This is a genomic window from Lysobacter sp. P5_C4, assembly GCF_054049695.1.
This window is the reverse complement of sequence record NZ_JBFULX010000005.1, coordinates 23233-43954: the sequence shown is the minus strand read 5'-3', so window position 1 is coordinate 43954 and position 20722 is coordinate 23233. Positions and strand designations below refer to the sequence as shown.

Below are 20722 nucleotides of genomic sequence, written 5' to 3'. Positions count from 1 at the left end.
CGCTCCCCGTGCTGGTAGGCTTGCGTGCCTCCACGTTTTTCGAATGCCGCCGATGTCCCTGCGCAGCCTGAAGACCCGCGAACGCCTGTCCGAAGTCCGATACGAGATCCGCGGGGAGCTGGCGCGACGCGCCCGCGAGCTGGAGGCCCAGGGCCGTACCCTGGTGAAGCTCAATATCGGCAACCCGGGCGCCTTCGGCTTCCGCGCGCCGGAACACCTGCAGCGCGCGATTGCCGACGGAATCGCCCAGACCGATCCCTACACGCACCAACAGGGCCTGCCCGCCGCGCGCGAGGCGATCGCGCAATTCCATCGCCGCCGCGGTACGCCGAACGCTTCACCCGAACGCGTGTTCGTCGGCAATGGCGTCAGCGAGCTGATCGATCTCAGCCTGCGCGCGCTGCTCAATCCCGGCGACGAAGTCCTGCTGCCCTCGCCCGACTACCCGTTGTGGTCGGCGGCGACGATCCTCAACGATGGGCGCCCGGTGTATTACCGCTGCGAGGCGGAGAACGGATTTCTCCCGGACCCGGAAGAGATCGCGACGCTTGTTTCGCCGCGTACGCGCGCGATCGTGTTGATCAATCCCAACAACCCGACCGGCGCGAGCTACCCGCGCGAACTGCTCGAACGCATCGTGGCGATCGCCGCGAAGCATCAGTTGCTGCTGATGTCCGACGAGATCTACGACGAAATCCTGTACGACGAGGCCACGTTCCAACCGCTCGCGCCGCTGGCCGGCGACCTGCCGTGCCTGTCGTTCGGCGGTTTGTCCAAAGTCCATCGCGCCTGCGGCTGGCGCGTGGGCTGGGCGGTGTTGAGCGGCGATCCGCTGGCCAGCGGCGACTTCCACCACGCGATGGATCTGCTCGGCGCGCTGCGTTTGTGCGCGAACGTGCCGGGGCAATTCGCGATCGAGCAGGCGCTGCACGGCGTCGACACCATCCGTGCGTTGACCTCGCCCGGCGGACGCCTGCATGCGACGCGCGAGGCGCTGATCCAATGCTGCGAAGCCAGCGAGCATCTGTCGCTGGTCGCACCGCAGGCCGCCCTGTACGGCTTCCCCGCCGTCATCGGCGAGGCCGCCGAAGGTTTCGACGACCATGCCTTCGCCCTGGAAATGCTGGAGCACGAAGACGTGCTGATCGTGCCCGGATCGAGTTTCAACGTGCCCTTCCGCAATCATTTCCGGGTGACCTTGTTGCCCGAAGCGCCGGTATTGCGCGAGGTGTTCTCGCGGATCGAGCGCGTTCTCGGACGATGCGCCGAAGCGGCCCTCGCGCAACGCAGCGCGGTGGCCTGATGCGCAAGCTCGCCGGCATGCGGTACCTCGCGCTCGGCGACAGTTACACGATCGGCGAAGGCGTCGATGCGTCGCTGCGCTGGCCGGTGCAGCTTGCGCGGGCCTTGCGCGAGGAAAAGATCGGCCTGCGCGATCCGCGCATCATCGCCACCACGGGCTGGACCACCGACGAACTCAACGCCGCCATCGACGCGGCCGAGCCCCTCGGCCACTGGGACCTGGTGTCGCTGCTGATCGGCGTGAACAACCAGTATCGCGGGCGCACGGTGCCGGACTATCGCAGCGAATTCCGGGCGTTGCTCGCGCGCGCGATCGGGTTCGCGAACGGCCGCGCGGACCGCGTGCTCGTCCTGAGCATTCCCGATTGGGGCCTCACGCCCTTCGCGAAGACCGAAGCGCGCGAGCGCGCGAACATCTCCGGTGAAATCGACGCGTTCAACGCAGCCGCGCGCGAGATCGCGGAACAACAGGGCGTTGCATTCGTCGACATCACGCCCGCGAGTCGCGCCAATCCCCTGCAGGTGGCCGAAGACGGTCTGCACCCCGACGGCGCGGCCTACACGACGTGGACGCAGCTCGCGCTTCCCGTCGCGCGCGGGTTGTTGGCGCGATGAACGACGCCGCGCTGCCGGCAGCCGATGCGCTGCGCATCGCTCGGGCGTTCCTGCCGGATCGCTGGTACGGCAATCGTTCGCTGTACTACTACTCGCGCGTGAAATTGCGGACCGACCCGTTGTATCCCGGCGTGATCGACGCCTTGCGCGGGACGTCCGCGCCCGTGCTCGATCTGGGCTGCGGCATCGGCCTGCTCGCACATGCATTGCGGACGCATGGGTTGTCGATGCCGTACCGCGGCGTGGACATCGACGCACCGAAGATCGCGCAAGCGCAGCGTGGCGCCCTGCGCGCAGGGCTGCGGGATGTCGCCTTCGACGTGGTCGACCTGGCGGCCGGCATGCCCGCGCACGACGGAAGCGTCACCGTGCTCGACGTCCTGCAATTCGTCCCGCCGCAAGCGCAGGACGCGATCCTCGCCAGCGCGATCGCGTGCATCGCGCCGGGCGGGAAACTCGTGATCCGCACGGGCCTGGACGACGGCAGCGTGCGCGCACGCACGACGCGACGCATCGATGTGTTCTCGCGCATGGTGCATTGGATGCCGTCCGCGCCGAAGGCCTACCCGGACGCGGACGACCTTCGCGTGCGTTTCGAACGCGCGGGCCTGCGTGCGACGTTCACGCCGCTCTATGGCAACACGCCGTTCAACAACTGGCGGATCGTCGCGACCCGCGACTGAGAGTCCCCTTCAACCGGGAAGCACCACGCGATAACCGCGCGCCTGCAATCGCTCGAGCACCGCGCGCAATGCCTCGACATTGCGGCCGTGCTTCGCGCCTTCGTGCAGCAGGACGATGGCACCGGGCGAAAGCTGTCGTTCGATGCGATCGGCCACGCGGCGTGGATCCGAAGCGAACGCATCGTATCCGCGCGCGCTCCACGCCACGCGCGTCATGCCCTGCGCCTTCAACACCGCCGCAACGAACGGATTGGCCATGCCGACGACCGCGCGGAACCAATGCGGCGTCGCGCCGGTGAGTTCGCGCAGCGTGACCTGCGTCCGTTCGATTTCCTCGCGCATGCGCGTAGGCGGCAAGGCCCAGAACCAGGCTTGCGGATGCGTCGCGCTGTGGTTGCCGATGCCGTGGCCGCGGCGCGCGATTTCGCGCACGAGGTCGGGGTGCGCACGGGCACGTTCGCCGACGAGGAAGAAGGTGGCCTTCGCGTCGAACGCATCGAGCAAGTCGAGCACCGCGGGCGTGTCCTGCGAGGGGCCATCGTCGATCGTCAGCCAGGCCACTGGCGCCTCGGTCGGCAGGCGCCGCAACACCGGGCTGAACAGGGCCGAATCCGGCACCAGCGTCGCCCACCAGAACGGCGCATGCGAGGCGACCATCGCCGGCAGCCCGACCTGCCAGCCGAAACGCCACCACAGCCACGCGACGAGCGCCTGCGACAGCACCAGGCACCACGCCCAGACATGGGGGCGGCGCGGGACAAGGCGGGGAGCGACGACCACGGTCATGGGTGCATCTTGCCCCAAGGATTACAATTGGCGCTCCAGCAGTTCCGGAATGCCCCCATGTCCCTCGACCCCGCCCTGCGTTCGCGCATCGACTCGCTGCTCGCGGACAACCGCATCGTCCTGTTCATGAAGGGACAACCGCAGGCGCCGCAGTGCGGCTTCTCGGCGAAGGCCGTGGGCGCGCTCAATTCGCTTGGCATCGACTACAAGCATGTCGACGTGCTGGCCGACCCGGAAATCCGCGACGCGATCAAGCTCTACGGCGATTGGCCGACGATCCCGCAGCTCTACATCGGCGGCGAACTGGTCGGTGGCAGCGACATCATCGAGCAGATGGCCAACTCGGGCGAACTGCACGGCGCGCTCGGCCTGCCGCCGCCGGATCGCACGCCGCCGACGATCCACATCGGCGAAGCCGCCATCGCGATGCTGCGCACGGCGATCAACGATGCCGGCGGCGATGTCGTCGTGCGCATGGACATCGATCCGCAATACCGCACGCGCCTGCACCTGGCGCAGCCCGATCCGAATGCGATCACCGCAACCTTCGACGGGATCCGCGTCGAGTTCGACCTGGCCGGCGCCCGCCGCGCCGAAGGCCTGCGCATCGATTGGGCCGACGACGCCCGCGGCCGCGGCCTGGTCATCGAGAACCCGAATGCACCGCCGGTGGTGAAATCGATGACGCCGGCCGAGGCGATGCAACGCCGCGATGCCGGCACGTTGCGCATCGTCGACGTGCGCCCGTCGGAAGAACGCGCACTCGCGGCGATCGGTGGCGAGGTGCTGAATCTCGACGGCGGACTGGAATCGATCGAAGCGCTGCCGAAAGACACCGCGCTCGCGTTCCTGTGCCATCACGGCAACCGCAGCGCGCAGGCGGCGGAACATTTCCGTCAGCAGGGGTTCGGCGAGGTCTACAACATCGCCGGCGGCATCGATGCGTGGGCGGACGTCGAGGCGGGCGTCGCGAAATACTGAGTCAGCGCGCCAACAGTGCGCGCACGCCGCGCAACAGCGCGACGACGCCGAGGACGGCGAACAACGCGTCCATCACCAGCCGTGGTTGGATGGGGGTCGTCGCACCCAGGGCATTGTTGTTCGCCTGCATGAATCCGGCGAGATGCCAGAATCCCCAGCCCGCGAGTGCGGCACCGATGAGCAACAGGCCGATCGCCTGTTGCAGCCCGGGTTTCGACCGACGCCTGTAGTCGCCCGTCGTCACTTCGTGAACGACACTTCAAACGAGATGTAGAACGGCGCTTGTTGCGGCACGTAGAACATCTGCCGCGACAGCTTCTCGTCCATGCACTTGGCCAGCGCGGTCTCCGCGCTGCGCCAGTGGTTCGTCGCCCTGCCCTGCGCGTCGAGTTCGAGCACGACGGTGAAGGACTTCGGCGCCTCGTCCGTGCGGCAACTGTCGGCGGCGCGATCGAGCACGCCGGCCTGCGAACGCCGCAGCATGCCCGCGGAAAGCTTCGGCATCGCGGCTTCGTCGCGATCGGCCAGCGCCTTCGCGGCGTCGTAGTCGAGTGTTGCAACGGCGGTCGCCGCCGGGGCGGTGGTCGCGGCTGCGGCGGGCGTGGTCGCCGTGGCGGCGAGGAGCAGCAAGGTGGTGATCATGGTCGCGATGCTAGCGCACTAACCGAAACCGCCACCCGCATCGAGCCACGCTTGTTCAGCCGCCGTGCTCTCGCGGCCCAGCACGCGGTTGCGATGCGGATAGCGGCCGAATTGCGCGATCACGTCGAAATGCTTCTTCGCCCAGCCGCCCTGGTCACCGTTGGGCATCTCGGCATACAGCGCAGCGGCGCGCGTTTGGTCGGCCATGTCTTCGGAGTGTTCGAAGGGCAAATAGAAGAAGACACGCAGCGCCGGCTCGATCTGCCGGTCGTGGCCGGCATCCACCGCCTGCCGCGCGATGCTGCGGGCCAGGCTGTCGGTCGCGAACTGGTGCGCGGTGCCGCGGAAGATATTGCGCGGTATCTGGTCGAGCAGGATCAGCAGCGCGAGCGTGCCCTCCGCAGTCGCCTGCCATGCATCGAGCTCGCGTGCCGCGGCCCGGAAATGCAGGTCGCGAAAGCGCGCGTCGCACTCGCTGTCGAATTCGGGGCCGCCGCCGAACCACTTTTTCTGCCCCGCGTCGCGCCAGAAATCGACGATGTCGTTCGGAACATTCATTCGTCGAACCGCAGGTGCTTCACGCTCTTGCCATGGCGACGGATCAGGCGCAGCGCTTCGATGCCGATCTGGATGTGGCGCTCGACGAATTCGGCGCTGACCCGTGCATCCGACGCTTCGGTCTTCACGCCTTCGGGCACCATCGGTTGGTCGCTCACCAGCAGCAGCGCGCCACTCGGGATGCGATTTGCGAAGCCCGCGGCGAAGATCGTCGCCGTCTCCATGTCGATGGCCATGCAGCGCATCACGCGCAGGCGTTCCTTGAAGGCGGCGTCGTGTTCCCAGACACGGCGGTTGGTGGTGTACACCGTGCCGGTCCAGTAATCGTGGCCGAGGTCGCGGATCATCGTCGACACCGCGCGTTGCAGCGCGAAGGCCGGCAGCGCGGGGACTTCAGGCAACAGGTAATCGTCGGAGGTGCCTTCGCCGCGGATCGCGGCGATGGGCAGCACGAGGTCGCCGAGTTGGTTCTTGCGCTTGAGCCCGCCGCACTTGCCGAGGAACAACACCGCCTTGGGCATGATCGCCGACAGCAGGTCCATCATCGTCGCGGCATTGGGGCTGCCCATGCCGAAGTTGATCATCGTGATGCCGTCGGCCGTCGCGCTCGGCATCGGGCGGTCCATGCCGACGACCTGCGCGCCGGTGAGCCGCGCGAAGTGGCCGAGATAGCCACCGAAGTTGGTCAGCAGGATCGTTTCGCCGAATTGGTCGAGCGGCACGCCCGTGTATCGCGGCAGCCAGTTCTCGACGATCTGGGGTTTGTCTTTCATGCGGCACTCGCTTTCATGGGGCGATTATGACGAAAGACATGGTGGCGCTCGCATCACGTCTCGGGCTAGCGTTCGGGATCGCGCCACCAAGGGGATGTCCGTGTTGCCCAAGCCCATCGTTGCCGTCTTCGCGACGGTCCTCATCGCCGGCTGCGCCAGCACGGGCGCGACCAAGTCCACCGCAGACGCACCGGCCAGGCCGAGCTGGCTCGACGATCCGTATCCGAGCACCTACCAGCGCGTGCAGTCGCCGCCCGTGCTCCTCACCGGCGCGACCGTGCTGACCGGCACCGGCACGCGCCTGGAAAACGCCGACGTGCTGTTGCAGGACGGCAAGGTCGTCGCCGTCGGTGCGGGCCTGCAGGCGCCGGCCGACGCGACCCGCGTGGATGCGCACGGCAAGTGGATCACGCCGGGCATCATCGACATCCACTCGCACCTGGGCGTGTATCCGAGCCCGGGCGTGAGCGCGCACAGCGATGGCAACGAGATGACGGGCCCGGTCACGCCGAACGTCTGGGCCGAACATTCGATCTGGCCGCAGGACCCGGGCTTCCTCACCGCGCTCGCTGGCGGCATCACGAGCCTGCAGGTATTGCCGGGCTCGGCCAACCTCATCGGTGGCCGCGGCGCGACGTTGAAGAACGTGCCGTCCACGACCTACCAGGCGATGAAATTCCCCGGCGCGCCCTGGGGACTGAAAATGGCGTGCGGTGAAAATCCGAAGCGCGTGTACGGCCAGAAGGGTGGCCCGGCCACGCGCATGGCCAACGTCGCCGGTTACCGCGCAGCCTTCATCGAAGCGGCCGACTACATGAAGAAACAGCAGGACGCGAAGGAAGGCCCCGGCAAGCGCGACCTGAAGAACGACACGCTCGCCGGCGCGATCAACGGCGACATCCGCGTCCACATCCACTGCTATCGCGCCGACGAGATGGCGACGATGCTGGACCTGGCGAAGGAATTCGGTTTCAGGATTTCTGCGTTCCACCATGGCGTGGAGGCTTACAAGATCGCCGACAAACTCGCCGCGGCAGGCACCTGCGGCGCGCTGTGGGCCGACTGGTGGGGCTTCAAGATGGAAGCGTTCGACGGCATCCAGGAAAACATCGCGCTCGTCGACCGCGTGCCCAACGGCTGCGCGATCGTGCATTCCGACAGCGAGGAAGGCATCCAGCGCCTCAACCAGGAAGCGGCGAAGGTGATCGCCAACGCGCATCGGATCGGCCTCGACATCACGCCCGAACACGCGATCCGCTGGCTCACGCAGAACCCCGCGAGGGCGATGGGCATCGACGGCATGACCGGCACGCTCGAGCCTGGAAAGATGGGCGACGTGGTGGTGTGGAACGGCAATCCGTTCACCGTCTACGCGCATGCCGAGCAGGTTTACATCGACGGCGCGCGCTTGTACGACCGCAACGATCCTTCGCGACAGCCGAAGTCGGATTTCATGCTCGGCCAGGAGGAAGTCGTGGGAGGTGTGCGATGACCGCCGCCCTCGTCAGGACGCTCGCCGTCGCCTGCGCGCTCGCGCTCTCGGGAACGGCCACGGCGCAGGACCTGCTCATCCACGACGCGAAGGTGCACACGGCGACATCACGCGGCACGCTCGAGCACGCCGACGTCCTCGTCCGCAACGGCCGCATCGCCGCCATCGGCGCCAACCTGCAGGCCGGCAACGCGACCGTCGTCCAAGCCAACGGCCGCGCGCTGACGCCCGCCCTGTTCGGCGGCATCACCGATATCGGCCTGGAAGAAGTCAGCGGCGAAAGCACCACCGTCGACAGCCAGCAATCGCTCGGTGAAGAAAAGGATCCGGCGGTGCGTCCGGAGTTCGACGTCACGCTCGCCTACAACCCCGAGTCGGTGTTGCTGCCGGTCGCGCGCGTGGAAGGCATCGGTTGGACGATGCTGGCGGCGGGCTCGACGACCGGTGGTTCGATCATCGGTGGCCAGGGCGGCGTCGTGCGGCTGGACGGCAGCCTCGATCCCGTCGGCCCCAGGGCTTTGTTCCTCTCGCTCGGTTCAACGGCATCCAACCTCACCGGCAGCTCGCGCGCCGCGCAATGGATGATCCTCGACCAGCTCGTCGCCGAAGCACGCGGGCGCATGTCGGCGGATTCGAAATTCGCGATGCTCACGCCGATGGGGCGCGCGGCGCTTGCGAAGTTCCTCGATCGCCGCGGGTTGATCGTCGTGAACGTCAATCGCGCGGTCGACATCGTGCAACTGCTGCGCTGGAGCAAGCGCAACAACGTACGCGTGGCCGTGACCGGCGGCGCGGAAGCGTGGAAGGTCGCCGACCAACTGGCCGCGGCGAAGGTGCCGGTGTTCGTCGATACGCTCGCCGACCTGCCTGCGGATTTCGATCAACTGGGTGCGACCCTGGAGAACGCTGCGCGTCTGCACAAGGCCGGCGTGGAGGTCGCGATCCAGAGCGCCGGTTCGCATCACGCACGCAAGGTGCGGCAGATGGCGGGCAACGCGGTCGCCAACGGATTGCCGTGGGAAGACGGCCTGGCGGCGTTGACGCGCGTGCCGGCGGAAGCCTTCGGCGTCGATGGCGATTTCGGCACGATCGCGGTGGGCAAGCGTGCGGACCTGGTGCTGTGGAGTGGCGATCCGCTCGACGTCACCGCCCTCGCCGAGGCCGTGTGGCTCGACGGACGCGCGCAGCCGATGCGTTCGCGCCAAACCGAGTTGCGCGACCGCTACCTGCGTTCGCCCAACGGCCTGCCCCGCGCGTATCCTGCCGGCTCCGACTGAAGGCGCCGGGGAGGCTCCGCCATGCATCACCTGAACTGGCTGGCGATCGTGGCTGCGGCGGTGTCCGCGTTCGTGCTCGGGGGTCTCTGGTACGGGCCGTTGTTCAAGCACGCGTGGTGCCGCGAAGCGGGCGTCGAGCCGAACGCGGCACCCAAATCGCACCCGGCGAAAACCTTCGGCGTCGCGTTCGTCGCGGCGCTGATCGCCGCCTACGGGTTCGCGATGCTCCTGCACCTGATGAACACCGGGCCGGAGCTGTGGAAGGCGGTGCATGCCGGCGTAATGGTCGGTTTCTTCTACGTGGCGATGAGCTTCGGCATCAACTACGCCTTCGCCGGCCGCAGCCTCAAACTGTGGCTCATCGACGCGGGTTACCACATCCTGCAGTTCGCGCTGTACGGCCTGATTATCGGCGCCTGGCACTGAAGTGGACGCGCCGCTGCGCTGGTATTTCGATTTCCTTTCGCCCTTCTCCTACCTGCATTGGCAGAAGGTGAAGGGCCTGCGTGCGAGGCACGCGGTGGAACCGGTGCCCGTCGTGTTCGGCGCGATCCTCTCCGCGCATGGGCAGAAGGGCCCGGCGGAAATCCCGGGCAAGCGGGAATTCACGTATCGGCACGTGCTGTGGCAGGCGCGCGCCGAGGGCGTGCCGATGACCTTCCCGCCCGCGCATCCATTCAACCCGCTCGCCGCGCTGCGCGCATGCATCGCCGCGGGCAGCACGGTCGAAGCGGTGGATGCACTCTTCGACTGGATCTGGCGCGACGGGCACGCGGGCGATTCCGAAGCAGCCCTCGCGCCGCTGCTCGATCGGCTCGGCATCACGCCGGGCGCGATCGCCGCCGCGGAAACCAAGGCGGCCCTGCGTACGAATACCGAAGCGGCCATCGCGGCCGGCGTGTTCGGCGTGCCGACCCTGCAGATCGGCGATGCCTTGTTCTGGGGCAACGACGCCCATGCCTTCGCGCTTGCTGCACTGCACGATCGCGCGGTGCTCGACGATGCGCAGATGCAGCGCGTGTCGACCCTGCCCGTCGGGATTTCCCGCCTGCCCTGAGTTGCGGTAGGGTCCGCGAACTGCATCACATATTTCCGCGGAGGGACGTCGGCAATGCGTATCGGTCTGGTGGTGGATTCGGCGTGCGACTTGCCTGGCGATTACTTGCGCCGCAATGGCTTCACGATCCTCCCCATCACCGTCCGCATCGGCGATGAAACCCGCGAGGACCAGCGCGACGAACGCGTCACGCTCGACTTCCTGCACACCCACGTCTCCGAGCACGGCGCCGAAGCGGAGACCGCGCCGTTCTCCGTCGAACAGATCACCGATGTCTTCCTCAAGAAGCTGGTGATCGACTACGACTACGTGTTCTGCATGACGATCACGCGCACGCGCAGCCCGATCTACGACAACGCGCTGCAGGCCAGCTACGCGATCCTCAACGAATATCGCACGGTGCGTTCGGCCGCGGGCCACGACACGCCGTTCGCATTGCGCGTGATCGATACGCAGACCTTGTTCGCCGCGCAGGGCATCACCGCGGTGGAAGCCGTGCGCCTGGTCAAGGCAGGCGAAGGCGCGCCGAAGATCCGCGCGCGCCTGGAAAACCTCGCGCTGCACACCTACGGATTCATGATCCCGCGCGACCTGTATTACCTGCGCGCGCGGGCCCGCACGAAGGGCGACCGCAGCGTGGGCCTGCTCAGCGCGGCGCTGGGTTCGGCGCTCGACATCAAGCCGGTGCTGCGCGGCTATCGCGGCCAGACCGAGCCGATCGCCAAGGTGAAGGGTTTCGACAACGCGGTGCAGAAGTTGTTCGCGCACACCGCCGATCGCGTGCGCCGCGGCCTGATGACGCCGACGGTCTGCCTGAGCTACGGCGGCGAGCTCGCGGAAATGCGCGCCCTGCCCGGCTATGAAGACCTGCGCGTGACCTGCCAGAGCTACAACGTCGAATTGTTCGAGAGCGTCATGAGCCTCACGGGCATGGTCAACGTGGGCAAGGGCGCGCTGGTCGTGGGCTTCGCGTCGGAGCCGCACGCGTTCGAAACCTGAGGCCTTGACGCCGCGCACGCGCCCGGCGGGCGAGCATCGTTGCATCCCGAAAGGAGTCGAACGCCATGACCCGTTACTACCTCACCCTGCCCGATCCGAAAGCCGCGCGCGGCAGCGACGCGAACACGTCCTTCAACGCGCACGGCGCCGCGGAATTCGCATCGGAGTTGGAGCAGGCGTTGCGGTCGACCGCATTGTTCGAACGTTGGCGCGGGCAGCAGAAGGATCCCGATGACATCGACCAGGCGCTGGCCGCGGTCGATCCGGCGGCCAGCGTCACCGGCGAACAGAACGACCTGCGCATCGACCTGGTGGCGACGACCTCGCTGCCCGCGAGCATCCTGCGCCATCGCCTGCGTTTGCTGGCCGGCGATGGTTGGCAGTTGCGGGATGTCGGCGCGTAACCGGAGCGAGGTGGTCTAGGTCGAGGTGGTCGCGCGCTCGCCGACATGCGCTGCGAGCAGCGCCATGCGCCCGTGCACGCCTTCGCGTTCGAACACGTGGTGCAGGTGCGTCTTCACCGTTTCCGGGCTGATGCCGAGTTGCCGCGCGATCTGCTTGTTGCTCATGCCGCGCGCGGCCCAGTGCACGATTTCGCGCTGGCGTTCGGTCAGCGAGGACCAGTCGCCCGTGTGATCCGGCGTGCCATGCAGGGGCGCTTCGGCGATCGGCGCCGGCGCGGGAACGCCGGTGCCGGCGTGCAGGGCCTCGAGGAGCAGCTCGGGCGCGACCACGAACAGGCCCGACTCGGCCGCACGGATCGCACGCATCACCGCGTCGGGGGAATCGTGCTTGTCCAGGCACGCGTGCCCCTGCGCCTCGACGCAGTGCTGCAGTGCCTCGATGTTGGGGCTGCGGTAGAAGTACAGGCGCCGCGGTGCCGGGAGTTGCGGTTTCCGGCGTTCGCGATCGACCTCGGGGTCGTCGCCGTCGAGCAGGAGCAGCGCGGGCTGGCCGTTCGGGGATTCGCGCGGCTGGCCCGGGGCATAGGCGCCCAGCCAGTCGAACTCCCCGCGCATCGCCAGCAGGCGCTGCATGCGAGAGCGCCAGGCGGCGTCGAGACCGATTACGAGCACAGGCATCGCAGCCATCGGGGGCCCTTGGTTGGACACGGTGCGACGCCTCCCCCCGGATGCTCTCGCCGCTCACTCGTGAACGCTGGTCTCCCCGCAAACCGGACACGCGACCGTTCCCCCGACACAGCGATTGCGCGCAGGGGCTGGCACGCGGAATCTCCAATCGCAGCACGAATTCGAAGTCGTGCGCCTCGTCCTGAGTTGCATGCACCCCTTCATGCAACCCCCTGGCGACGGAGACCCAAGGCTCCGTCGCCTTTTTTGTGTGGAACGTGAGGTCGGGCGAGAATGGCGTTCGCTTCGCGTGAGGACGCCGCATGACACCCGACCGACGCCAGGCCCTGTTGTCGTGGAGTGGCGGAAAGGATGCGGCGTGGGCGCTGCACGCGTTGCGGGCCGCGGGCGAGGTCGACGTGGTCGCGCTTGTCACGACGGTCACCTCCGGTTTCGACCGCATCGCGATGCACGGCATCCGCCGCGATTTGTTGCACTTGCAGGGGTTGGCGGCGCGATTGCCCGTGATCGAAGCGATCATTCCACCGCAATGCGACAACGCGACGTACGAAGCATCGTTCGCGACTGCGTTGGCAGCGGCTCGGATGCAATGGCCGGCCTGCGCGGAAATCGCGTTTGGCGATCTGTTCCTTGAAGACGTGAGGGCGTGGCGCGAAGCGTTGTGTGCGCGGCTGGGGTGGACGCCGCTGTTCCCATTGTTCGGGCGCGACACGGCGCAGCTCGCGCACGAGATGATCGACGGCGGATTGCGTGCGCACTTGTGTTGCGTGGACACGCAGCAACTCGATGGCGGCTTCAGCGGGCGCGCGTTCGATGCCCGATTGCTGGCGGCGCTGCCGGTGTCCTGCGACCCGTGCGGAGAGCGCGGTGAATTCCACACACTCGTGCACGCCGGCCCGATGTTCGCCGAAGCGATCGCCGTCGAACCCGGCCAATCGGTGTTGCGCGACGGGCGCTTCGCCTATACGGACTTCAGCGCCGCCGCGTGATGCGCGATGTGTTCGCCGATGAACGAGGCGACGAAGTAGAAACCGTGGTCGTAGCCGGGGCGCATGCGCATGTGGAGTGTGTGTCCCCCCTCGACGCAGGCCGCGCGCAGCAGCTCGGGTTGCAGCCTGTCCTGCAGGAAGGGATCCGCCTCGCCCTGGTCGACCAGGAGTTGCAATCGGTCCTCCGAAGCGCGCAACAGGTCGCATGCGTCCCATTGGCGCCACGTCTCGGGGTCTTCACCGAAATACGCCGCGAACGCTTTATGGCCCCAGCCGCGCGACGCCGAACAGATCGGGGCGAGCGCCGACACGCTGCGATAGCGGCCCGGATTGCGTAGCGCGCAAATCAGCGCACCGTGCCCGCCCATCGAATGCCCGGTGATGCCGCGCACGTCGCTCACGGGGAACGCGGCTTCGATCAATGCGGGGAGTTCCTGCGTCACATACGCGTGCATCTTGTAATTCGCCGACCAGGGCGCTTGTGTCGCATCGACGTAGAAGCCCGCACTCAAGCCGATATCGTCGCCTTCGGCATCCGCGACGCCGGCGCCGCGTGGGCTGGTATCGGGACTGACGATGATCAGCCCGTGTTCGGCGGCGTAACGCTGCGCACCGGACTTCGTGATGAAGTTCTGTTCGGTCGACGTCAAGCCGGACAGGAAATACAGCACCGGGCAACGTGCGTGCTGCGCCTGCGGTGGAACGAAGACGCCGAAGCGCATCTCGCACGCGGTCGACTCGGCCGCGTGCGCCCAGACTTCCTGCGTGCCGCCGAAGCACGCGTGCGATTCGAGCTTGCGCATCAGAAGTGAATGACCGTGCGGATGGATTCGCCGCGATGCATCAGGTCGAAGGCTTCGTTGATGCGGTCCAGCGGCAGGTCGTGCGTGATGAACGGATCGAGTTGGATTTCGCCGCGCATCGCCTGCTGCACCATGCCCGGCAGTTGCGTACGGCCCTTGACGCCGCCGAATGCCGAGCCGCGCCACACGCGACCGGTGACAAGTTGGAACGGCCGCGTACGGATCTCCTGGCCTGCGCCGGCGACGCCGATGATGACGCTCTCGCCCCAGCCCTTGTGGCAGCACTCCAGCGCCGAACGCATGACATCGACGTTGCCGATGCATTCGAAACTGAACTCCACGCCGCCGTCGGTCATTTCGACGATGACCTCCTGGATCGGCTTGTCGTAATCCTTCGGATTGATCGTGTCGGTCGCGCCTTGTTCGCGTGCGAGATCGAACTTCGTCGGATTCGTATCGACGCCGATGATGCGCGCCGCGCCTGCGGCTTTCGCGCCCTGCACGACCGCAAGCCCGATCCCGCCGAGACCGAACACCGCGACGTTGTCGCCGGGTTGCACCTTCGCGGTGTTGTGCACGGCGCCGAGGCCCGTGGTGACACCGCAGCCCAGCAGACACACTTTTTCGAGCGGCGCCTGCGGATCGATCTTCGCCAGCGAGACCTCCGCACACACCGTGTATTCGCTGAACGTGCTCGTGCCCATGTAGTGGAAGATCGGCTTGCCTTCGTACGTGAAACGCGACGTGCCGTCCGGCATCACGCCCTTGCCCTGCGTCGCGCGCACGGCCTGGCACAGGTTGGTTTTCCCCGATGTGCAGAACTTGCACTTCCCGCACTCGGCCGTATAGAGCGGGATGACGTGGTCGCCGGGTTGCACGCTCGTCACGCCTTCGCCGACCTCGACCACCACACCGCCGCCTTCATGGCCGAGCACCGCGGGGAAGAGGCCTTCCGGGTCGTCGCCGCTCAGCGTGAAAGCGTCGGTATGGCACACGCCGGTGTGCGTGATGCGCACGAGCACTTCACCCGCGCGCGGCGGCGCGACGTCGATCTCGACGATACGGAGCGGTTCTCCGGGGGCAAAAGCGACGGCGGCGCGTGACTTCATGGCGTGGGCTCCGTTGGGGGAGCCCACGCTACACCGGCGGGGCGACGCTTGGAATGCGTCCTGTCGGCGCGGCGCATTGCGTTTGCCTTCCTGTCTCGACAGCAGGAGCCACCCATGCGTCGTTCACTCGTCTGGTCCGCGCTCGTCGCAACTGTCGTGCTCGCCGCGTGCGAAGCACCTGCGCCACGCAACGATGCTGCGGCAGCGCAGGCACCCCCGCTCTTCGAAACCTTCGGCGAATTGCATCGCGACATCGGCACCCCGGTGCCGGGTGCACAGCGCTACTTCGACCAGGGACTGCGGCTCGCCTACGGTTTCAACCATGACGCTGCTGGCCGCGCGTTCGCCGAAGCAGCCCACCTGGATCCGCAATGCGCGATCTGCGTCTGGGGCCAGGCCCTCGTGCTCGGGCCGAACATCAACCTGCCGATGGCGCCCGAAACAGCGCCGCAGGCAACCGCGCTCGCCAGGAAGGCGCAGTCGCTCGCCGACAATGCAAAGCCCGCGGACCGCGCATTGATCGATGCATTGGTGAAGCGTTACGCCGATCCCGCACCCGTCGATCGCGCGTCGCTGGACAAGGCGTACGCCGATGCGATGGCGAATGTCGTCGCGCAGCATCCCGAGGACGACGATGCGCAGGCCCTGTACGCCGAAGCGCTGATGAACCTCACGCCGTGGAATTACTGGACCGCCGGCAAGCCCAATGCCGACACGCCCAAGATCCTGGGCGCGATCGAAACCGTGCTCAAGCGCAACCCGAAGCATATCGGCGCGATCCACTACTACATCCATGCGGTCGAGGCGTCCGACGATCCGGGCCGCGCCGAAGCGCTCGCCGACACGCTCGGCAACCTCGCGCCCGGATCGGGCCACCTCGTGCACATGCCCGCGCACATCTACATCCGCACGGGGCGCTACAACGACGCGACGCTCGCGAACTTCCGCGCGTCCACCGCCGACAAGGACTTCCTGGCAGTGTGCCACGGCACCAACGGGATGTATCCGCTCGGTTACGTGCCGCACAACTGGCACTTCGCCACCCTGAGCGCGGGCCTGATGGGCTCGCGCACGCTTGCTACGCAAGCTTCGGAACAGACCGCGCAGCGCGCGGACATGAAACAGCTCGACGCGCTCAACTTCATGCAGCACTTCGTCGTCGTTCCGATGCAGACGCAAGTGCGCTTCGGGCAATGGGACGCGATCCTCGCGCGCACGCAATCGCCCGCCCCGCAGCCCTATCCCACGGGCATCTGGCACTTCGCGCGCGGCATGGCGCAGTTGCGCAAGGGCAATGCTGCGGAAGCGCAGCGCGAACTGGCGGCACTGCAACAACTGGCAGACGACCCGGCGATGGGCAAGCTCATGCTCGGCACCACCAACTACGCCGGCGATCTGCTCAAGGTAGGCGCCGGTGTCCTGCGCGGTGAAATCGCGTCGTCGCAGGGCAAGCACGAGGAGGCCATCGCGTCCCTGCGCAAGGCCTCCGCGCTGGAGGACACGCTCACCTACAACGAACCCGCGGACTGGCCGCTGCCCGTCAGCAATTATTTGGGCGCCGCGCTGCTGCAGGCGAAGCGCCCAGCCGATGCGGCGAAGGCATTCGAAAACGACCTGCAGAAATTCCCGAAGAACGGTTGGGGCCTGTATGGCCTGGCGCAGGCGCAGGAAGCGATGGGCGACCGGCAGGCCGCGGTCGAAACGCGCAAGCAGTTCGATGCGGCGTGGCAGTGGTCCGACACGAAGCTGCAGGCCGCGGTGTTCTGACTCAGTACTGGAATTCCGAAAACACCCGGTCGATGTTCCCCGCCCACGGGCCTTCGTAAAACGCGAGCTTGCGTTCGGCCGGTGTCTGGTTCGCTTCCGCGCTTTCGATCAGCGGATCGAGGAACACGCGCTCGTCGACGCCGCTCTTGTTGCGGCGATCGCGGCGCGCGAGGCCCGCGGCGGAAATCTTCAACACTTCGATCGCGAGCTCGCGCACGGTCGCCTGCGTGTTGCCCAGGCGCGCGGGGAGCTTCAACGCGTGCCGCGGCACGCCGTCGCGCAGGGCGTGGCGTTCTTCGCGCGAGTAATCCTTCATCAGGTCCCACGCCGCGTCCAGCGACGCATCGTCGTACAGCAGGCCGACCCAGAACGCAGGCAACGCGCAGATGCGATTCCAGGGACCGGAATCGGCGCCACGCATTTCCAGGTACTTCTTCAGCCGCACTTCGGGGAACGCGGTGGTCATGTGGTCCGACCAATCGCGCAAGGTCGGCAGCGCACCCGGCGTGACGTCCAGCTTGCCGTCCATGAACTTGCGGAACGACTTGCCGGACGCATCGAGGTATTCCCCGTTGCGATACACGAAATACATCGGCACATCGAGCAGGTAATCGGTGTAACGCTCGAACCCGAACCCGTCTTCGAACACGAAGTCGAGCATGCCCGTGCGATCGGGATCGGTGTCGGTCCAGATGTGCGAGCGATAGGAAAGGAAACCGTTCGGCTTGCCTTCGGTGAACGGCGAATCGGCGAACAGCGCGGTCGCGATCGGCTGCAGCGCGAGCGAGGTGCGGAACTTCTTCACCATGTCCGCTTCGCTGGCGAAGTCGAGGTTGACCTGCACGGTGCACGTGCGCGTCATCATGTCCAGGCCCAGATCGCCGCGCTTTGGCATGTAGTCGCGCATGATCTTGTAGCGGCCCTTCGGCATCCACGGCATTTCGTCGCGGCGCCACTTCGGCTGGAAGCCCATGCCGAGGAAGCCCAGGCCGAGTTCGCCCGCGACCGCTTTCACTTCGTCCAGGTGGCCGTTCGTTTCGCGGCACGTGTCGTGGATGGTTTCGAGCTGCCCGCCGGAGAGTTCGAGCTGGCCTGCAGGCTCGAGCGTGACGCTCGCGCTGTCGCGCGAAAGCGCGATCGTGCGGCCGTGTTCCTGCACCGGCGTCCAGCCGAAGCGCACCAGGCCTTCGAGCAGGGCTTCGATGCCGCGCTCGCCGTCGAAGGTGGGCGCGCGCAAATCGTCCGTGCGGAATCCGAACTTCTCGTGCTCGGTGCCGATGCGCCAGTCGGTGGCCGGCCTGCTGCCGGACGCGAGATATTCGACCAATTCGCGACGGTCGGTGATGGGCAGTTCGGCGACGTTGCTCAGACTCGACATCGGGTCCATCCGTTGCAGGCCCGGCACTATAGTCCTCGAAACGTCCACGCGATCCTCACGCGGACAGGACGCCGCCGTTCCAATGTTGGCACTTGCGCAGGGCGTTCCCGCGCGAGCTGGCTGCCGTCAGACGCCCAGCCAGCGCGAGACCACGGCGCGCGCTTCGTCGACGCCCTGCTTGGATTCGGCCGAGAAGGTCTGCACCGACACGCTGTCGCCGTACACGCGCGTCAGTTCCATGCGTACGGCCTGCAGCGTGTTGGCGGCCGCGCCGCGCGAGAGCTTGTCGGCCTTGGTCAACACCGCATGCGCGGGAATGCCACGGTTCAAGGCGTAGCCGAGCATCTGGCGGTCGTAGTCCTTCAGCGGGTGGCGGATGTCCATGATGACGACCAGGCCCTGCAAGGCATCGCGCGTGGAGAAGTAGCCGTCGAGGAATTGCTGCCAGTGCGACTGCAGGTCCTTGGGCACCTTGGCGTAGCCGTAGCCGGGCAGGTCGACCATGTGGCGCTGCGGGGCGACTTCGAAGAACACCAGTTGTTGTGTCCGGCCCGGGGTCTTGGACACGCGGGCGAGCGCGTTCTGCTGGGCGATGGCGTTGAGCGCGCTCGACTTGCCGGCATTGGAGCGGCCGGCGAAGGCGACTTCGGCGCCGGCATCGGGCGGCAACTGACGGTAGTTGTGCGCCGAAAGCACGTAGCGGGCGCGGGCAAGGGGGTTGGCCATGGGGACAAGGATCGCATGCCGCGCAAGCCCGGCCGGCCTCCGGTTTGACCGGTCGGCGGCCCGACGTCGATAATCCCGCACCTTCGCGACCCGATTTCGGTCCGCGACCACCCGGCGGCCTGGTTCGCCGGACCCAGCAATTTCGGAGCTTTGCATGCGCCACGCCCGCGTCCTGCGCTACGCCGGTCTGACCGCCGCTCTTGCGGTGGCCGCCGTCGCCTTCGCCCAATCCAAGGTGACGCCCGTCGCCCCGGATGCCCAGGTGGAAACCAAGCCGCTGGTCGAGGCCAAGCCGGTGTGGGGCGACGTCAAGCGCGGAGACCAGAAGGCCGGTACGTGCGCGGCCTGCCACGGCCTCGACGGCAACCCCACCGATCCGCAGTACCCGCGCCTGGCCGGCATGCCGGAGCGCTACATCGCGCACCAGCTGGAACTGTTCAAGAACGGCCAGCGCAACTCGGGCATGGCCGCGGTGATGAAGCCCTTCGCCGATGCGCTCACCGCGCAGGACATGCGCGACCTCGGCGCGCACTTCGCGATGCAGAAGGCGGGGGCCGGCGTGGCCGACGACACCGCCATCGCCGCCGGCCCGAACAAGGGCATGAAGTTCTACGAAGTGGGCGAGCGCCTGTTCCGCCAGGGCGACCTGGCGCGCGGCATCCCGGCGTGCATGTCGTGCCACGGCCCTGCCGGTGGCGGCAACCCAGGCCCGGCCTACCCGGCGATCGCCGGCCAGCAATCGGCCTACGCGCAGCGTCGCCTCGAGGAATACCGCGCAGGCACGACCACGCAGACCGACCCGCACCTGTTCAACATCATGGCGTCGGTCGCCAAGCCGCTGACGGATGAGGAAATCCAGTCGCTGGCCAGCTACGTGCAGGGCCTGCACAAGCGCTCCGACGAAGCCACCGCGCAACAATAACCACGGCGGAACCTGCGCCGGCGGAAGCTGTCGAAGCGTTCACGACCTTGATCAGCACGCCGGTCCCACACTGTGGACCGGCGTTTTTTTTGACACCCACAAGGATCCGCATGACCCGTCGCATCGCGCTCCTCCTGCTGGCCCTGCTGCTTCCCGTCGCGGCCTTCGCGCAAACGGCGCCCGCGCCGGTCGAGAACGTCGACTACGAAGTGCTCGACAACCCCGGCACGTTCGACAAGGTGGGCAAGGGCGAGATCGAAGTCGCCGAAGTCTTCGCCTATACCTGCCACCACTGCCACGACCTCGCGCCGAAGCTCGACGCCTGGCGCGCCACGCTGCCGAAGAACGTCAAGGTGCGTTACGTGCCTGCCGGTTATGACGTCGGCGATCCCTTCGGGCGCGGGTTCTTCGCATCGGAACGACTCGGCGCCCTGGCGCGCACGCATGCGGCAACCTTTCGCGCGTTGCACGACGAACAAGTGCTGCCGATGAACCCCAGCGATGCCGAACTCACGGCGTACTACGCCACCCTCGGCGTGGATGCGAAGCAGTTTTCGGCGGCGCTGTCGAGCCCGCAGGTCGCCGCACGCATGCAGGCCGCGCGCGATTTCTCGCTGCGCATCCAGCTCCAGGGCACGCCGACGCTCATCGTCGACGGCAAGTACCGCGTCCTGGGCCGCTCGCTCGACGACATGCTGCGCATCGCCGGCGCGCTGATCGCGCACCCGCCCCGCTGACGTTTTCCCGTCCCATCCATTCCGCCCACCTGGCA

General features: G+C 67.2%; 24 protein-coding genes. 14 read left to right on the top strand and 10 right to left on the bottom strand.

Annotated features, from left to right (window positions below):
- Positions 1-43: 43 nt before the first annotated feature.
- Genes ACXJJ8_RS12755 through ACXJJ8_RS12745 form a run of 3 tightly spaced genes read left to right on the top strand, consistent with a single transcriptional unit; the run spans position 44 to position 2600 of the window.
- Positions 44-1303 carry an aminotransferase class I/II-fold pyridoxal phosphate-dependent enzyme gene (locus ACXJJ8_RS12755; RefSeq protein WP_499030662.1) on the top strand — a complete coding sequence of 420 codons (1260 nt, stop codon included), beginning with the start codon at positions 44-46 and terminating at the stop codon, positions 1301-1303.
- The gene (locus tag ACXJJ8_RS12750; protein WP_499030660.1) at positions 1303-1917 is read left to right on the top strand and encodes an SGNH/GDSL hydrolase family protein; all 615 of its coding nucleotides are present in this window, start codon (positions 1303-1305) and stop codon (positions 1915-1917) included. Before ACXJJ8_RS12755 ends, ACXJJ8_RS12750 begins: the two co-directional genes overlap by 1 nt.
- Positions 1918-1928: 11 nt before the next feature.
- Positions 1929-2600: a class I SAM-dependent methyltransferase gene (locus ACXJJ8_RS12745; RefSeq protein ID WP_499031099.1), complete on the top strand. Its 672-nt coding sequence runs from the start codon at positions 1929-1931 to the stop codon at positions 2598-2600.
- Between the two features lie 9 nt (positions 2601-2609).
- Here the strand turns inward: ACXJJ8_RS12745 and ACXJJ8_RS12740 are convergent, their stop codons facing one another.
- Positions 2610-3386: a polysaccharide deacetylase family protein gene (locus ACXJJ8_RS12740; protein WP_499030657.1), complete on the bottom strand. Its 777-nt coding sequence runs from the start codon at positions 3384-3386 to the stop codon at positions 2610-2612.
- Between the two features lie 57 nt (positions 3387-3443).
- Here ACXJJ8_RS12740 and grxD point away from each other — a divergent pair, with 57 nt between their 5' ends.
- The gene (gene grxD / locus ACXJJ8_RS12735; RefSeq protein ID WP_499030655.1) at positions 3444-4367 is read left to right on the top strand and encodes a Grx4 family monothiol glutaredoxin; all 924 of its coding nucleotides are present in this window, start codon (positions 3444-3446) and stop codon (positions 4365-4367) included.
- A gap of 1 nt (position 4368) precedes the next feature.
- Here the strand turns inward: grxD and ACXJJ8_RS12730 are convergent, their stop codons facing one another.
- The 4 genes from ACXJJ8_RS12730 to ACXJJ8_RS12715 are packed head-to-tail and all read right to left on the bottom strand — an operon-like array spanning position 4369 to position 6340.
- A complete protein-coding gene (locus ACXJJ8_RS12730; protein ID WP_499030652.1) occupies positions 4369-4611 on the bottom strand; it encodes a hypothetical protein in 243 nt (80 codons plus the stop codon).
- Complete coding sequence (locus ACXJJ8_RS12725) at positions 4608-5009, bottom strand: hypothetical protein (RefSeq protein WP_499030650.1); 402 nt, start codon at positions 5007-5009, stop codon at positions 4608-4610. Before ACXJJ8_RS12725 ends, ACXJJ8_RS12730 begins: the two co-directional genes overlap by 4 nt.
- Before the next feature lie 18 nt (positions 5010-5027).
- Entirely contained in the window at positions 5028-5567 is a 540-nt protein-coding gene (locus ACXJJ8_RS12720; RefSeq protein WP_499030648.1) for a DUF924 family protein, read from the bottom strand.
- Positions 5564-6340 carry an AMP nucleosidase gene (locus ACXJJ8_RS12715; RefSeq protein ID WP_499030645.1) on the bottom strand — a complete coding sequence of 259 codons (777 nt, stop codon included), beginning with the start codon at positions 6338-6340 and terminating at the stop codon, positions 5564-5566. The genes ACXJJ8_RS12720 and ACXJJ8_RS12715 overlap by 4 nt, the downstream gene beginning before the upstream one ends.
- A 100-nt stretch (positions 6341-6440) precedes the next feature.
- Here ACXJJ8_RS12715 and ACXJJ8_RS12710 point away from each other — a divergent pair, with 100 nt between their 5' ends.
- From ACXJJ8_RS12710 to ACXJJ8_RS12685, 6 genes are all read left to right on the top strand, one after another.
- Positions 6441-7832: an amidohydrolase gene (locus ACXJJ8_RS12710; protein ID WP_499030643.1), complete on the top strand. Its 1392-nt coding sequence runs from the start codon at positions 6441-6443 to the stop codon at positions 7830-7832.
- On the top strand, positions 7829-9109 hold the full coding sequence (locus ACXJJ8_RS12705) for an amidohydrolase family protein (protein ID WP_499030641.1): 1281 nt from the start codon (positions 7829-7831) through the stop codon (positions 9107-9109). The genes ACXJJ8_RS12710 and ACXJJ8_RS12705 overlap by 4 nt, the downstream gene beginning before the upstream one ends.
- 21 nt (positions 9110-9130) lie before the next feature.
- Positions 9131-9535, top strand: a complete 405-nt coding sequence (locus tag ACXJJ8_RS12700) for a DUF1761 domain-containing protein (protein ID WP_499030640.1) — start codon at positions 9131-9133, stop codon at positions 9533-9535.
- Position 9536: 1 nt separating this feature from the next.
- Positions 9537-10166 (top strand): 2-hydroxychromene-2-carboxylate isomerase, encoded by a 630-nt coding sequence (locus ACXJJ8_RS12695; protein ID WP_499030638.1) that lies wholly within the window; start codon positions 9537-9539, stop codon positions 10164-10166.
- A 54-nt stretch (positions 10167-10220) separates the two neighbouring features.
- Positions 10221-11165, top strand: coding sequence for a DegV family protein (locus ACXJJ8_RS12690; RefSeq protein WP_499030636.1), 945 nt, complete (start codon positions 10221-10223; stop codon positions 11163-11165).
- Positions 11166-11230: 65 nt separating this feature from the next.
- Positions 11231-11569 carry a hypothetical protein gene (locus tag ACXJJ8_RS12685; protein WP_499030634.1) on the top strand — a complete coding sequence of 113 codons (339 nt, stop codon included), beginning with the start codon at positions 11231-11233 and terminating at the stop codon, positions 11567-11569.
- A gap of 15 nt (positions 11570-11584) precedes the next feature.
- Here ACXJJ8_RS12685 and ACXJJ8_RS12680 read toward each other — a convergent pair whose 3' ends face one another.
- Positions 11585-12247: a helix-turn-helix transcriptional regulator gene (locus ACXJJ8_RS12680; protein WP_499030632.1), complete on the bottom strand. Its 663-nt coding sequence runs from the start codon at positions 12245-12247 to the stop codon at positions 11585-11587.
- 311 nt (positions 12248-12558) lie between these two features.
- Here ACXJJ8_RS12680 and ACXJJ8_RS12675 point away from each other — a divergent pair, with 311 nt between their 5' ends.
- A complete protein-coding gene (locus ACXJJ8_RS12675) occupies positions 12559-13245 on the top strand; it encodes a Dph6-related ATP pyrophosphatase (protein ID WP_499030630.1) in 687 nt (228 codons plus the stop codon).
- Here ACXJJ8_RS12675 and fghA read toward each other — a convergent pair.
- On the bottom strand, positions 13218-14048 hold the full coding sequence (gene fghA / locus ACXJJ8_RS12670; protein ID WP_499030627.1) for an S-formylglutathione hydrolase: 831 nt from the start codon (positions 14046-14048) through the stop codon (positions 13218-13220). The two genes, ACXJJ8_RS12675 and fghA, sit on opposite strands and share 28 nt — an antisense overlap.
- Positions 14048-15157, bottom strand: a complete 1110-nt coding sequence (locus ACXJJ8_RS12665) for an S-(hydroxymethyl)glutathione dehydrogenase/class III alcohol dehydrogenase (protein WP_499030625.1) — start codon at positions 15155-15157, stop codon at positions 14048-14050. The genes fghA and ACXJJ8_RS12665 overlap by 1 nt, the downstream gene beginning before the upstream one ends.
- A 114-nt stretch (positions 15158-15271) precedes the next feature.
- Between ACXJJ8_RS12665 and ACXJJ8_RS12660 the strand changes: the two genes are divergently transcribed.
- Complete coding sequence (locus ACXJJ8_RS12660) at positions 15272-16924, top strand: tetratricopeptide repeat protein (protein WP_499030623.1); 1653 nt, start codon at positions 15272-15274, stop codon at positions 16922-16924.
- A gap of 1 nt (position 16925) precedes the next feature.
- Here the strand turns inward: ACXJJ8_RS12660 and ACXJJ8_RS12655 are convergent, their stop codons facing one another.
- Positions 16926-18311 carry a glutamate--cysteine ligase gene (locus tag ACXJJ8_RS12655; protein WP_499031097.1) on the bottom strand — a complete coding sequence of 462 codons (1386 nt, stop codon included), beginning with the start codon at positions 18309-18311 and terminating at the stop codon, positions 16926-16928.
- Positions 18312-18428: 117 nt separating this feature from the next.
- Complete coding sequence (gene yihA, locus ACXJJ8_RS12650) at positions 18429-19028, bottom strand: ribosome biogenesis GTP-binding protein YihA/YsxC (RefSeq protein WP_499030621.1); 600 nt, start codon at positions 19026-19028, stop codon at positions 18429-18431.
- A gap of 154 nt (positions 19029-19182) precedes the next feature.
- On the opposite strand from yihA, the gene ACXJJ8_RS12645 reads away from it, so the two are divergent.
- The gene (locus tag ACXJJ8_RS12645; RefSeq protein WP_499030619.1) at positions 19183-19950 is read left to right on the top strand and encodes a c-type cytochrome; all 768 of its coding nucleotides are present in this window, start codon (positions 19183-19185) and stop codon (positions 19948-19950) included.
- 110 nt (positions 19951-20060) lie between these two features.
- The gene (locus tag ACXJJ8_RS12640; protein WP_499030617.1) at positions 20061-20687 is read left to right on the top strand and encodes a thiol:disulfide interchange protein DsbA/DsbL; all 627 of its coding nucleotides are present in this window, start codon (positions 20061-20063) and stop codon (positions 20685-20687) included.
- Positions 20688-20722 lie beyond the last annotated feature (35 nt).